This window comes from Amycolatopsis tucumanensis (assembly GCF_021654135.1).
Taxonomy (GTDB): domain Bacteria; phylum Actinomycetota; class Actinomycetes; order Mycobacteriales; family Pseudonocardiaceae; genus Amycolatopsis_E; species Amycolatopsis_E tucumanensis.
Genome location: NZ_JAKGSD010000017.1, coordinates 61658 through 75970 on the forward strand (window position 1 = coordinate 61658; position 14313 = coordinate 75970).

Genomic DNA, 14313 nt, shown 5'->3' on the forward strand with positions numbered 1-14313 from the left:
TCGGCGCACCGGATGTGTCTAGGGTGAAGGCCCCCGACCGGTCCCCTCGACGCGATGCCCTGGTGATGAAGACAATTAGCGACGACACTGTCGAAATTCCGCGGGAGAAACCCGTTTTCGTCGATCCGTCCGGGCGAAGACGCCGTATCGTGCGCCGCGTGAGCATCGCGGCGTGCGCGTTGGTCAGCGGTTACGCCGTGCTGTTGGTGGCTTCGCTGCTGGGCGCGCCGATCCCAGCCTCCGTGCTCCTGCCGGCACCCGACGCGCCTGCCGCGTCGCCGACGACACCGCCACAGGGTGGCCCGTCGGTCGCCGATGACACCACCACCCCACGCGGCACCGACCGGGCGTCGAAGGCCCCGGAGTCGAGTTCGACGGCACCGCCGCCACAGGCTCCGGCCGTGACCACGACGGCCACGCCGCAACCGCCGGTGTTCTCCGAGCAGCCGCGCAACCCGCGTGCCCGCCCCGATCCACCGGGGCGCGGGCAGGACGGCCAGCCGGAACCCGGCCGGTGACCCGGCACCGGCGGCCGAGCCCGCCGAAGGCCCACTGGCTGCTGCTGTCGGCGATCCTCGCGGTCGTCGCCGGCCTGCTCGCGCTCGACACGGTCGTCAAGGGCGCGGACGGCGGCGAGGACACGTCACCGCCGGGTCCCGCGACCACCGTGCCCGCGCAGGTGCGCGGCGGCGGCGCGGTGATCGACCCGCGGTCGCCTTCCCCAGCCACCGCGCGGGCGCGGGACCACACGATCGCCCTGACCTTCGACGACGGGCCGGATCCGGTGTGGACGCCGCGGATCCTCGACGCGCTGGACCGGAACGGCGCGAAGGCGACGTTCTTCGTGACCGGCGCGCGCGCCGCGCAGCACCCGGACCTGGTCCGCGAGATCCTGGCCCGCGGCCACGAGATCGGCAACCACACCGCGAGCCACACCGACCTGAGCGCGGCGAGCGACTTCCGGGCCGATCTGGAGATCCGCACGACGGACCTCGTCCTCGCCGGCACCGCGGGCGTCCTCCCGGCCCTGGTGCGGCCGCCCTATTCGTCCACTCCGGACAGTCTGGACGACCGGGACTGGGCCGCGGCACAGCGCTTGGGCGCGGACGGCAAGCTCGTGGTGTTGTCCGATGTGGACTCGCAGGACTGGCGCCGCCCCGGCGCGGACGCGATCGTCGGCGGCGCGACCCCGGCCGGGAACGCCGGCGCGGTGGTCCTGATGCACGACGGCGGCGGGGACCGCGCGCAGACCGCCGAGGCGCTCGACCGGCTGATCCCGGAACTTCGGTCGCGCGGCTGGACGTTCGGCACGGTCAGCGAGTCCGTCGGGCTGTCCGGCACCCAGGCGGCAGCGCCGGTCCGCGCGCGGATCGGCGGCTGGCTGCTCGTGTTCGCCGTGGGCGCCGGGGAGTTCGTGGCCGGCGCGCTGTTCGCGCTGACGGTGGTGGCGACCGTGCTGGCGCTGCTGCGCACGGTTCTGCTCGGCGTGACGACGAGCCTGCACGTGCGGCGGCGGCGTCCGCGGGAGGCGCCGGACCAGCCGGTGACCGTCATCATCCCCGCCTACAACGAACGCGAAGGCATCGAGTGGGCTGTTCGCTCGGCGCTCGCCGCGGGTCCGCGCGTGCAGGTGATCGTGGTCGACGACGGATCCACCGACGGCACCGACGCTTTGGTGGAGCGGATCGCCCGCCGCCGCCCGAGCGTGCGCCTGATCCGGCAGGCCAACGCGGGCAAGGCGGCCGCGCTCAACACCGGTCTCGCCGCCGCGCGCACCGAGCTGGTCGTGCTGATGGACGGCGACACCGTGCTGGAGCCGGGTTCGGTGCCCGCGCTGGTGCGCAACTTCGCCGATCCGGCCGTGGCCGCGGTGTCCGGCAACGCCAAGGTCGGCAACCGCGGCCGCCTGCTCGGTCGGTGGCAGCACATCGAGTACGTGTGCGGCTTCAACCTGGACCGGCGGCTCTACGACGTGCTCGAGTGCATGCCCACGGTGCCGGGCGCGGTGGGCGCGTTCCGGCGGTCGGCGGTGCTGCGTGTCGGCGGGGTGCCCACGGACACGCTCGCCGAGGACACCGACCTGACGATGGCGCTGGAGCGCGGCGGGTGGCGCGTGGTGTACGAGGAGGAGGCGCGGGCGCTGACCGAGGCCCCGGCGACGCTGGCGGAGCTGTGGAAGCAGCGGTACCGCTGGTGCTACGGGACGCTGCAGTCGGTGTGGAAGCACCGGCACGCGGTCGCCGAGCGCGGCAGCGCGGGACGGCTGGGGCGGCGCGGGCTGCCGTACCTGCTGCTGTTCCAGGTGCTGCTGCCGATCGTCGCGCCGCTCGTCGACGTGGCCGCGGTGTTCGGGCTGTTCACCGGCGACCGGTGGCTGGTGCTCGGGGCGTGGCTGGCGTTCCTGGCGCTGCAGGCGATCCCGGCGGTGGTGGCGTTCCGGCTGGACCGGGAACCGCTGCGGCCGCTGCTCGCGCTGCCGCTGCAGCAGTTCGTCTACCGGCAGCTGATGTACCTCGTGGTGCTGCAGTCGCTGAGCACGGCGCTCGCCGGGGCGCGGCTGCCGTGGCACAAACTGCCGCGGCGCGGGCTGCTCAGGCCTTGACGAGCGAGCGGGCCATAACGAACGAGCGGGCGCAGTCGAGCACGGTGTCCGCGAGCGGCCGCGGGTTCCAGTCCAGCACGTCGCGGGCCTTGCCGGTGGCGAAGCGGAACTCCTCGCCGAGCTCGGGCACGACCTGGCGCAGCGCGGGGTCGAACAGGGCGGCGGCGCGGACGAGCGGGCCGGGCAGCCGCCGGGACGGCACTCGTGCGCCGGGCTGCCCGCGCAGGATGGCCGCGACGTCCTCGATCCAGTGGAACGGCCCGGTGGCGAGGAACCGCTCCCCCGCCGCGTCCGGGCTGAGCATGGCGGCGACGTGCAGTGCGGCGACGTCGCGCACGTCGGTGAACGGGAAACCCAGGCGCGGCAGCCCGGGCATCCGGCCGGTCACGAGCCGCTCGACCACCGACAGCGAGTAGGACGGGCGGCCGCGCACGGGTCCCAGCAGCGTGCCGGGCGCGATCACGGTCAGCCGGTCCGTCATGCCGTGCTCGCGGGCGTACGCCCACGCGGCGCGCTCGGCGAGGGTCTTGGAGCGGACGTAGGCGCGGGCCAGCGGGTGGCCGGGGTCGGTCCAGTGGTCCTCGGTGATCGGGTCGGGCCGGGGGCCTGCCGGGTAGGCGGCCGCGGACGACGACGAGGTCACCACGATCCGCCGGGCGCCCGCCGTCCGGGCGGCGGCGAGGACGCGAAGGGTGCCGTCCCGGGCGAGGCCGACCAGGGCGGCGGGATCCCGCGGCGGCACGGCCGGGAACGGCGAGGCGACGTGCAGGACGAAGTCGCAGCCCGCCGCGGCCTCCGCCCAGCCGGCGTCGGAGCCGAGATCGGCCTCGACGACGGTGAGGCGGGCCGTGGGGTGCCCGGGCGGCAGCTGGGCCGCCACCACCGGACGGCGGGAGCGGTCCCGGACGGTGGTCCGTACGTGGTAGCCGCGGGTGAGGAGGAGGTCGATGCACCAGCTCGCGAGGTAGCCGGTGCCGCCGGTCACGAGGACGGTTTCGTCGGTCACCCCTCCAGGCTGCGTGTGTGAGCAGGTGGCGGCCTCGTCCCGCGCGCCGGAGGCGGTGGCCTCGCGGCGGATGGTCGCTCGTTCCCGGGAAGGAGGCGCTCGGCGGGGTTTTCTGGAACGCCGCCACGCGCCGAGCCCGGCGGCCACCCGAGGCCGGATCTCCGTTGGAGGCGCCGCCCGGCGCTACCGGACAGCCCCAGGCACTCCGGCGCACCAGCCACCCAGCCCAGGCAGACCTCCCTCCCCCAGGAGGAAACTCCCGTCCCGACCGCCGCACAGCCACCGCCCCGCCCCAACCTCGGCCCAACAGCCACCCAGCCCAGCCGAACCCTCCTCCCCCAGCGGAACCACCCGGCCCAACCGCCGCACACCAACCCCGGCCCCACAGCCACCCAGCCCAGCCGAACCCTCCTCCCCAGCGGAACCACCCGGCCCAACCGCCGCACAACCACCGCCGCACACCAACCTCGGCCCCACCGCACTCCGGCGCACCAGCCACCCAGCCCAGGCGGATCCCCTCCCCCAGAGGAACCACCCGGCCCGACCACCCGACCGCCACCACCCCGCGCACCAGCCATCCGAAATCGGCGGAACCTCCTTCCCAGGGAGGAGCCGCCCGGTGCGCCCGCCCGTTAGTGTCGGTTCTGTGCTTCTGGCGTGGGTTGGGCGGGCGGTCGGCGACCGGTTCGGGCCCGCGCGTCTGCTGCCGCTCGTGATCGGCCCCGGCTACCTGCTCCTGGTGCAGCGGCCGGAGCCGACGCCGGCGGACTGGGTGGTCGTGTTCGCCGCGGCCGGGGTGTTCCTCGCGGGCGGCGTGTGGCCGCTGGCGGTCGCGGGGGTGGAGTCCCTGCTCATCCTGGCCGCGCACCAGTGGGCCGACGCCACACCGGTGGCGGTGAAGGTGCTGGCCAGCGTCGCGGTGTTCGAGCTGGCCATCCGCCGCCCGATGCGCGAAGCCCTGGTCGGCGCCGGGGTGCTCACCGCGGTGTACTTCGTGCTCGGCACCTACGACCACGTGCTGACCGGCGTGCTCGCCGTCGGCTACCGGGTCCTCACGGTCGTCGGCGGCCCGCTTCTGCTCGGCGCCTACCTGCGGGCCGGGGTGCGAGCGGTGGCGCAGGCGAGCGCGCGGGCCGCGGAGGCCGAGGCGCGCCGGGAACTGGCCGCGCGCGGCGCCCGCCTGACCGAGCGCACCGAGATCGCCCGCGAGCTGCACGACCTGGTCGCCCACCACGTCGCGTCGATGGCGCTGCGCGTCGGTGTGGCGCGGGCGGTGGTGCCGGACCTGGATCCGCGGGTGGGCGAGGTGCTCGACGACGTGCACGCCTCGGCCACCCGGACCCTGGCGGACCTGCGGGAGCTGGTGTCCGCGCTGCGCGACCCGGCCAGCGTGCGCGACCACGGCGTGCTCATCGAGACCGCCTCGCTGCCCGCCGCGGTGGAGTCGGTGATCGGGCGCAGCAGGCAGGCCGGGCTGGCGATCGACTGCCGCGTCGACCCCGCCATCGCGGCGCTCGACTCGCTGCGCGGCCTGGCCGTGCTGCGGCTGGTGCAGGAGAGCCTGACCAACGTCGCCAAGCACGCGGGCCCCGGCGCGCGGGCGAGCGTGCGGGTGGACGCCGGCGCCGGGCAGGTGCTCGTCGAGGTCACCGACACGGGTGGCGCGCGGGACGGCGACGGCGAGCCGGGCTACGGACTGGTGGGCCTGCGGGAACGCGTCGACCTGGTCGGCGGCACCCTCGACGCGGGCCCGCACGGCGACGGCTGGCGGGTGCGTGCGCTGTTCCCGGCGGAGACGTCCGCCCCGGTCGATTCGGAGGTCCCGTGATCCGCACCCTGCTCGTCGACGACCAGCAACTCGTCCGCGCCGGCCTGCGCATGCTGTGCGAGTCCACACCGGACATCGAGGTCGTCGGCGAGGCGCCGCACGGCGGTGAGGCGATCCGGCTGGCCGGCCGGGTCAAGCCGGACGTGGTGCTGATGGACCTGCGGATGCCCGGCACGGACGGGATCACCGCGACGAAGACGATCCTGGGCGAACGGCCCGCGACGCGGATCGTGGTGCTGACGACCTTCGACGACGACGAGCACCTGTACCCGGCGCTGGCCGCGGGCGCGTGCGGGTTCCTGGCGAAGGACGCCACGCCCGCCGAACTGCTCGACGGCATCCGCCGGGCGGCCGCGGGCGGCAGCCCGTTCAGCGACGACGTGCTGCGGCGCCTGGTCGGGCAGGCGGTGCGGTCCAGGGCGGAACGGCCGGACCTGCCACTGACCCCGCGCGAGCGGGAGGTGCTCGGGCTGGTCGGGATGGGACTGTCCAATGCGGACATCGCGGCGCGGATGCACGTCGGCGTCACCACGGTGAAGACGCACGTGGCGAACCTGATGGACAAGACCGGCAGCCCCAGCCGCGTGCACTTGGCGATCCTCGCGGTGCGCCACGACCTGACCCCGGACACCGGGAAACGGTGACCCCCGGCCGGACCGGGGGTCACCGTCAGGGAGAGAGGCGGTGCGGGTGACGTCAGTCGTCGTCGCCCTCGTCCTCGTCGTCGTCCCAGTCGTGGTCGTGGTGGTGGTGACCCGCGACCGACCAGGTTTCACTCGAGTGCGCGCCCTCCGGGCCCGCCCACTGGCAGCCCTCGCCGTAGAAGGAGGTGTGGCCGTTGGTGCCGGAAACGGTGTAGTCGCCACCCGCCCCCTCCGGGCCTGCCGACAGGTTGGCGTCGTAGTAGCCCGCGTAGCCCCAGCCGTGACCGTGACCGTAGCCGTCGTCGTCGTAGCCGTAGTGGTGGCCCGCGACCGAGCCGGTGCTGGAGATCGCGGCGCCGTCCGGGCCGGCGGACGCGGCGGAGTCGCCGTAGCTGTCAGCCGACGCGATGCCCGCGGCACCGAACGACAGCGGGATGGCCAGCAGGCTGGCGATCGCGAAGCGACGAACGTTCATTGTTCTGAATTCCCTTCGTATCAACGGATTCCGGGCCGGAACCTCTGCGGCTCCGCGGACCGGGTGCCCGGGACGGCTGGGGCAAATCCGGCACGCAGATGTGACGCAGGACACGTTGCGATCACGGCGTGGCGACGTGACAGGCGAACTCCCGCTGGTCGGCCCCGCGAAACCGATCCGTCACGGCGGACGTCGCGAATTCCGTTGCCGCGCAGCGCATCCACCCTTGGTGCGTCACTCACGCGTGTGGACTGGACCAGACCGCGGCGCTTGACAAGGCTCGCCCGGCCGCCGATGCTCATCGCAGTAACTGTTACTTCGGGTAATAGCTTCAGCGAGGAGGCGGCGTGGTCCGGCGAGTGGTGTCCCGGGACGGCACGCGCATCGCGGTCGCGGAAGCCGGTGATCCGGCCGCGCCGACCGTGGTGTGCGTGCACGGCTACCCCGACGACCGGTCCGTTTGGGACGGTGTGGCGGCCCGGCTCGCGGAACGGTTCCACGTGGTCACCTACGACGTCCGCGGCGCGGGCGAGTCGGACCGGCCGCCGCGGCGCGACGGGTACGCGCTCGATCGGCTGACCGAGGACTTGGCCGCCGTGCTCGACGAGGTCAGCCCGGACCGCCCGGCGCACCTCGTCGCGCACGACTGGGGGTCGATCCAGAGCTGGCACGCGGTGACCGGGGACCGGCTGCGCGGGCGGATCGCGTCGTTCACGTCGATCTCCGGGCCGTCGCTCGACCACGCCGGGCACTGGTTCCGCACGCGGTTGCGGCGGCCGTCGGGGTGGGGGCCCGCGCTGCGGCAGCTGGTGCATTCGAGCTACATCGTGTTCTTCCAGATCCCGCTGGTTCCTGAACTGAGTTGGCGGTCCGGGGTGGGCCGCCGGGTGCTGCGGCGGCTTTCGGGCAGTGCGGCGGGCCGCCCGGCGGTGGCGGACGCGGTGCACGGACTGGAGCTGTACCGGGCGAACGTCGGCATGCGGCTGTCGCGCCCGCGGCCGCGGCCCGCGGAGGTGCCGGTGCAGGTGCTCGCGCCGCTGGGTGATCCGTACGTGACGCCCGCGCTGCAGACGGACGTGGCGCGGTGGGCGCCGCGGCTGTGGGTGCGCCGGTTGCCCGGCGGGCACTGGATCCCGCGCGAGAGGCCGGACGTGATCGCGCGGTGCGCGGCCGAGCTGGTGGATTTCGCCGAGGGAGCGCCGGAGAGCCGGGGGCTGCGGCGCGCGCGTGCGGGCGGGGCCGAGGTGGTGGATTCCGCCGATGGGGCGCGGGCTGGCGGGATTGAGGCGGCGGATTCCGCCGACGGGGCATCGGAGAGCAGGGCGCGGCGTCGCGCGCGGTCAGGCGGGGCCAAGCCGGTGGATTCCGCCGACAGAGCGCCGGAAAGGTGGGCGCGAGCGGCCGGGACCGAGGTAGCGGATTCCGCCGCGGGCGCACCGGAGAGCCGGGGGTTGCGGCGTGCACGGTCAGGCGGGGCCGAGCCGGTGGATTCCGTCGCGGGGGCACCGGAAAGCCGGGCACTGCGGCGCGCGGAGCTGGTCGGTTCCGCTGCGAGGGCACCGGAAAGGCGGACAGCCAGATTCGACGGCTACCTGGTGGTGATCACCGGGGAGAGCCGGTTCGCTCGGGCGGCGGCCGCGGCGTTCGCGGGGGCCGGAGCCGAGGTGCGCGGCGACGGGCCGGACGTGCCGGACGTAGTGGTGGACAGCCGGGGCACGGCGCGGGACTTCGCGGCGCGGATGGCCGCCCGCGGCGAGGGTGGGCAGCTCGTGCTGCACGACCCCGCGGAAGCCGCCCGCCTGCGACGGGACTTCCCCGGCCTGAACGTGATCGTGGCCGGGGACGGCTCCCCGGAGCGCGCCGCACGGCGCGTGCTGCGCGCCGTGGCCCGCAACCGCCACGCGGGAATCTGACGCCACCCCGGCGGCTCGTGCGCTGGGGCAGCACCTGCGAGAGGAAACCCTGGAGACGGCGGCCGCCCGCGCGGTGCGCGGCTCGTGCTGCGTAGGGAACCTGAGGGCGGCACCGCCGCCAGCAACCTCGCCGAAGCCGAAGGGGCACCCAGCCAACGCCGAAGCCGCAGAGGCGCCCGGCCAGCGTCGAAAAACCGAAGGGGCGCCCAGCCAACGCCGGGCGCCCCCGGCATCAAGCGCGCGCCAGACCCCGCTCCACCGCCGCGATGATCTGTGGCCGCAGCTCCTCCGGGCGGATGATCGCGTCGACCGAGCCGACGCGCTGCGCCCGCTGGATCGAGTGCACCCCGTCGAACTCGGCGGCCACCTCGCCCAGCTTCTCGGCCCGCACGGACGCCCGGACGTCCGCCAGCTGCGTCACCAGCGCGGCCCGCGAAGCGCTGTCCGCCGACGCGATCCGCGCCTCCAGCTCCGACACCCGCGGGTCGTTCGCCGTGCGGGCGTTGACCTCCTGCGCGAACACCACGGCCGCCGCGGGGGCACCGCCCAGCACGGACGCGTACGAGCCGTCCACGGCGAGCACCGTCATGTTCGGGTTCAGCGTCTTCGAGAACACCACGAACGCCCCGCCGTGGTAGCGCGAAATGACGCAGAACACGATCGGCCCACGGAAGTTCACGATCGCCCGCCCGATCTCCGCGCCGTACTCCAGCTGGAGCTTGCGCATCGACTCCGGGGAACCGTCGAAACCGGACAGGTTCGCCAGCACCACCAGCGGCCGGTTCCCGCTCGCCGCGTTGATCGCGCGCGCCGCCTTCTTCGACGAGCGCGGGAACAACGTGCCGGCGGTGTAGGTGTCCGGGCCGTCGGTGGGCGGGAACCCGCGCCGCGGCACCGACCGCGACTCGACGCCCAGCAGGCACACCGGGATCCCGCCGAGGTGCACGTCCTGCACGACCGCGGTCTCCGCGTCCGCCATGCCTGCCCAGCGTTCCAGGATCGCGTGGTCCTGGTCGGCCAGCGCGCGCATCACGGTGCGGATGTCGAACGGCTTCTTGCGGTCCGGGTTGGTCTCCCGCGAGAAGATCTGGCCCACCGTGGTGAAGTCGGACCCGACGATCGCGTGCGGGTAGTCGCACACGTCCCGGTCGACCGGGTCGGTCGTGGTCGCCCGGCGCGGGCCGTTCTCGCCCGGCAGCACGTACGTGTGGTCGTAGTGGGTCATCAGCACGCCGTGCGCGGCGCCGAGGTTCGGCGCCCAGTACTGCGCCTGCCCGTTCGGCCCCATCACGCGGTCGTACCCGCCGATGCCGAAGTTGTCCTCGGCCGACACACCACCGGAGAAGTCCAGCGACTGCTTTCCGGTCAGCACCATCGCCGAGTCCGGCGTCATCACCAGGATGCCCTTGGTGTGCATGAGCATCGTGGCTTCGGCGTTCCAGTACGGCTGGGCGCCCACGTTGATGCCGGCGACCACGATGTTGATCTCGCCGCCGTCCTGGGTGAACTGGACGATGCGGCGCAGCGCCGCGGCGATCCAGTCCATGTTCTCGGTGCCGGAGTCCATCGCGATCCGCGCGCCGGCCGACAGCGCGTACCACTCGACCGGGACCCGCAACCGCTCCGCGAGGTCCAGCGCGGCGATCACGCGGGCGCACTCCGGTTCGGACAGCGCGCCCAGCGCCTTCGTCGGGTCACCGAGCAGCACCACGCGGGTCACGCCCTCCGGGTACCGCTCGGTCGGCGTGGTCGCCACGCCGGCGACGATCCCGGCCTTGTTCAGGCCCCGCTCGCGCTCGACCGGCACCAGCGCGCCGGAGTCGTCGAGGTCGTACTCGGTGAACGAACCGCCATCCCCGGCCAGCATGCCGGTCAGCTCGTACGGGTAGACCGTGCCGCGGCGCCGCGCGCGCAGCACCTTCTGGCCGTAGTCGTCCAGCGGCTGGATCAGCTCGGTCGGCGGGTCGGTGATGGTCAGCCGGACACCGGTGGCGACGTCGTAGGTCACCCGCACCGCGATCGGCCGCAGCTCGCCGGTCTCCTTGTCGCGCTGGCGGCCGAGGAACAGCACCTCCTCGACACCCGCGCCCGCGGTGGTGGGCACCACGCGCTGCGCGACCGTGTTCAGGTCCTCGGCGGTGAGGTCGCTGGGCGGCCACACGTAGAGGAAGATCCGGTTGGTGTCGAGCCGCTTCTTGGCCGGGCGCTGGGCCTGCACCTTGCGGATCGCGTCCAGGCACGCGCCGAGCGCGCCCTCGACCGCGGGCAGGGCCAGGATGCGGCCCTCGTCGTCGCGCAGCGGGGTCAAGTCGCGGACCTGCGCCATCGCCACCAGGCGCTCGTCGGACGGGTTCTTCGGTGCGACGCAGCGCAGCAGGTAGACGTCCTCGTCGGCCGACGGCAGCCGGGTGAGGTCGAAGTTCTGCAGGCGCCGCAGCTGCAGCCGCTGACCGATCAGCGGGTGCAGGCCGCGGATCAGCCGCTCCTCGGCCAGGCCCGCCGACGACGGCCGGAACGTGAAGTGGTGGTGCATCGCCGATCCGCTGCGCCCGGCGACCGTCGTGGTGACGCGGCGCAGGTTGCCCGGCATTGCGACGCGGGACAGCACCTCGCGCAGCTCCGCGGCCATCAGGTCCGCGTCGGCGGGCTGGCCGGTCCAGGTCAGGTAGATGTCGGCGACCAGCGCGCCGGGCTCGGCCTTCGCGGCGACCTCGGCGACCGTGCGGACCGCGTCGGCCAGGTCGTCGAAGTCGGCGACGGTCGCGATGAGCCGCTGCCGCTGGCCGTCCAGGTCGTACCCGGCGGTGACGAAGGCGTGCCCGCCCGCGGTGCCGGTCTCCACGCCCTCCAGGCCGTGCTCGCGGTAGTAGCGGCGGCTGAGGACCTCAAGCAGCGGGCCGGGGTCCAGGCCGGGCCGTCCGATGCGCTGGCCGAGCAGCCGCACCAGCGGTTCGGGGCTGGCGACCATCTCGGCGATGCGCTGCTCGCGGTCGGGGGCCTCCGGGTTGGCGTCGAGGTAGCTGAGGTGGCGGCGCACCTTCGTGTAGACCTCGGCGCGGGTGCGGCGCAGCAGCGGCTGGGCGAACCAGCGGAACACCAGGCTGCGGGCGAGGTCGCCGACCACCGGGAACCGCAGCTGGGTGGCGCGGATCAGGTGCTCCAGCGCCTGGCCGACGGTCTGCCGGAGCCCGTTGTGCGGCGGGGCCTCGGTGAGCCACTGCTGCAGCAGCGCGGTGATCACGGCGACGTCGGAAGCCGCGCGCTGCTGGGCGAGGAAGACGCGGAAGACCGCCTCCTCCAGCTCGGACGTGCGGTCCAGCCCCTCGACGCCGTAGTGGCCCAGCACGCGGGTCAGGCGGCCCTGGAAGGTCTCCGACAACCCGGCGCGCTCGGCGTCCAGGCTCTGCAGGTAGGTGTGGAAGTGCTCGCGCGGGCTGTGCACCCGCGTCTCGGCCTTGGTCTCCTCGCCGTCCGGCTTGTTGCGGGACAGCTCGGACAGGTCGGCGAAGACCTCCAGCAGCGCGGTCTCGGCCTCCAGCGGCCGCTGCGGCAGTTCGGCGCGCGCGGCCAGGTACCGGGCCAGGGTGCGGCCGCCGTCGCGCGGGTCGACGTCGAACCCGAGCAGCATGCTGCGCAGGTCGGCCAGGCCCCGCTCGACGCGGTGGGCCGCGGCCAGCCCGTCCGGCTCGGACGGCAGGTCCAGGTCCACCCCGGCGGTCTCCGGGGCCGCGTCGGCATCCTCGGCCAACGGTTCCAGGCGCAGCAGTGCGGCCCCGGTTTCGACCTGGCTGCCGACGGAGACCATCGACTCCTTGAGCAGCGCCTTGAACGGCGCGCGCAGGACGGTCTCCATCTTCATGGACTCCAGCACCAGCACGGGTGCGCCGGCCTCGACCTCGTCGCCGACGGCGAGCGGCGTGGCGACCACCAGGGCCGGGGCAGGCGAGCGGACCACGCCGCCCTCGTCGCGGCTGATCCGGTGCGTGACGCCGTCGACCTCGACCAGGTGGATCGGCCCGTGCGTGCCGGTCACCAGGCGGAAGCGGCGGCCGTTGACGTGGATCTGGCCGGTGTGGGAGTCGTAGCGCTCCAGCTCGGCGTCGACGGTCTGCACGTCGTCGCCGGTGACGAACCCGATCCGGTAGCGGCCCGGCCCGGTTTCGGCGACGGTCAGCCGGTAGGTCGCGCCGCGCAGCTTGAGGTCGATCGGGCGGCCCACCTCGTGCTGCACCTGGGGGCGGCCACCGTGCGCGGTGGACAGCAGGCGCTGCAGCTCCACCTGCTTCTCGTCCTGGTAGGCCTCGATCGCGGCGGCGGCCAGCGCGATGCCGGAGTGGGCGTGCGAGACCAGGCGGCCCTGCGCGCGGACGCGGTCGATCCAGCCCGTGTCTGCGCTGGCGTCGATCACCTCGGGCTGGTCGAGCAGGTCGAGGACGAAACTCTTGTTGGTGGTGCCGCCCTCGATGAGCACGGTGGTCTCGCGCATCGCGCGGCGCAGGCGGGACAGCGCCTCGTCGCGGTCGCGGCCGTAGGCGATGATCTTGGCGATCATCGAGTCGAAGTCGGCGGGGATGGTGTCGCCCTCGCTGACGCCGGTGTCGACGCGGATGCCCGGGCCTGCCGGGAGGTCGAGCAGCGCGATGCGGCCCGGGGCGGGCGCGAAGTCGCGGTCGGGGTCCTCGGCGTTGAGCCGGGCCTCGATGGCGTGCCCCAGCTCGGCGGGCGGGGCGCCCTCCAGCTTGCCGCCGGACGCGACGTGCAGCTGGGCCTTGACCAGGTCCATGCCGGTGGTGGCCTCGGTGATCGGGTGCTCGACCTGCAGGCGGGTGTTCACCTCGAGGAAGGCGAACAGCTTCTCGCCGGGGTGGTAGAGGAACTCCACGGTGGCGGCGCCGCGGTAGCCGACCGCGACGGCCAGCCGCTCGGCGGACGCCTTCAGCTCGGCCACCTGGTCCGGCGCGAGCAGCGGCGAGGAGGACTCCTCGATGATCTTCTGGTTGCGGCGCTGCACCGAGCAGTCGCGCACGCCCAGCGCCCACGCGGTGCCCTGGCCGTCGGCGATGACCTGGACCTCGACGTGCCGGGCGCCGGTGACCAGGCGCTCCAGGAACACCACGCCGCTGCCGAAGGCGCGCGCGGCCTCCTGGCTGGTGCGCTCGTAGGCGTCGCGCAGCTCGTCGGCGTTGTGGATGACCCGGATGCCGCGGCCGCCACCGCCTGCGGTGGCCTTGAGCATCAGCGGGTAGCCAATCTGCTCGGCGGAGCGCAGCGCGGCGTCGAGGTCCTCGACCGGGCCGCGGCTCCACGGCGCGACCGGCACGCCTACCTCTTCGGCGATCAGCTTGGCGCCGATCTTGTCCCCCAGCTTGCGCATCGCCTCCGGGTTCGGGCCGATGAAGGTGACGCCGATCTTCTCGCAGAGCTCGGCGAAGGCCGGGTCCTCGGCGACGAAGCCCCAGCCGACCCAGGCGGCGTCGGCCTTCGTCTCGGTCAGCGCGCGTTCCAGGACGGCGAGGTCGAGGTAGGGGCGGTTGGCCGCGGGACCCAGGTTGTAGGCGATGTCGGCTTCCCGCACGAACGTGGCGTTGCGGTCCGCGTCGGTGTAGAGGGCCACCGTTTCGATGCGCGGCCCGCCCTCCGCGTTGAGCTCACCGACGGCGTGGATGAGCCGCATCGCGGCTTCTCCCCGGTTGACGATCGCGACACGACTGAACACCGAATCGAGCCTCACAAGTTGTGGTGGTTGGACTGCGCGGCCTCCCCTGGCCGCTGGTCCAGCATCGCGCGTACCCACCGGTAGTGTGATCGTCGCACCCGCACCGTGCCGACGGCGGTTTTTTGTCGG

Annotated in this window: 8 protein-coding genes; 5 read left to right on the forward strand and 3 right to left on the reverse strand. The window is 74.0% G+C overall.

Features of this window, described 5'->3' with window-relative positions:
- Positions 1-23 precede the first annotated feature (23 nt).
- Entirely contained in the window at positions 24-518 is a 495-nt protein-coding gene (locus tag L2C96_RS18550; protein WP_237337140.1) for a hypothetical protein, read from the forward strand.
- Positions 515-2602 carry a bifunctional polysaccharide deacetylase/glycosyltransferase family 2 protein gene (locus L2C96_RS18555; RefSeq protein WP_237337141.1) on the forward strand — a complete coding sequence of 696 codons (2088 nt, stop codon included), beginning with the start codon at positions 515-517 and terminating at the stop codon, positions 2600-2602. The genes L2C96_RS18550 and L2C96_RS18555 overlap by 4 nt, the downstream gene beginning before the upstream one ends.
- Here L2C96_RS18555 and L2C96_RS18560 read toward each other — a convergent pair.
- Positions 2592-3608 carry an NAD-dependent epimerase/dehydratase family protein gene (locus tag L2C96_RS18560; protein ID WP_237337142.1) on the reverse strand — a complete coding sequence of 339 codons (1017 nt, stop codon included), beginning with the start codon at positions 3606-3608 and terminating at the stop codon, positions 2592-2594. The genes L2C96_RS18555 and L2C96_RS18560 overlap by 11 nt on opposite strands.
- 646 nt (positions 3609-4254) lie before the next feature.
- Here L2C96_RS18560 and L2C96_RS18565 point away from each other — a divergent pair.
- Positions 4255-5436 (forward strand): sensor histidine kinase, encoded by a 1182-nt coding sequence (locus L2C96_RS18565; protein ID WP_020421317.1) that lies wholly within the window; start codon positions 4255-4257, stop codon positions 5434-5436.
- Positions 5433-6080 carry a response regulator gene (locus tag L2C96_RS18570; RefSeq protein ID WP_020421318.1) on the forward strand — a complete coding sequence of 216 codons (648 nt, stop codon included), beginning with the start codon at positions 5433-5435 and terminating at the stop codon, positions 6078-6080. Before L2C96_RS18565 ends, L2C96_RS18570 begins: the two co-directional genes overlap by 4 nt.
- A 52-nt stretch (positions 6081-6132) precedes the next feature.
- Here the strand turns inward: L2C96_RS18570 and L2C96_RS18575 are convergent, their stop codons facing one another.
- A complete protein-coding gene (locus L2C96_RS18575) occupies positions 6133-6555 on the reverse strand; it encodes a hypothetical protein (protein ID WP_020421319.1) in 423 nt (140 codons plus the stop codon).
- A gap of 359 nt (positions 6556-6914) precedes the next feature.
- Here L2C96_RS18575 and L2C96_RS18580 point away from each other — a divergent pair, with 359 nt between their 5' ends.
- A complete protein-coding gene (locus tag L2C96_RS18580; RefSeq protein ID WP_237337203.1) occupies positions 6915-8468 on the forward strand; it encodes an alpha/beta fold hydrolase in 1554 nt (517 codons plus the stop codon).
- Between the two features lie 232 nt (positions 8469-8700).
- Here L2C96_RS18580 and L2C96_RS18585 read toward each other — a convergent pair whose 3' ends face one another.
- Positions 8701-14184, reverse strand: coding sequence for an ATP-binding protein (locus L2C96_RS18585; RefSeq protein WP_237337143.1), 5484 nt, complete (start codon positions 14182-14184; stop codon positions 8701-8703).
- Between the last annotated feature and the right edge of the window lie 129 nt (positions 14185-14313).

Bases quoted from the DNA above. Each gene is read 5' to 3' on its own strand.
- L2C96_RS18575 (WP_020421319.1), bottom strand. From the start codon at position 6,555: ATGAACGTTCGTCGCTTCGCGATCGCCAGCCTGCTGGCCATCCCGCTG.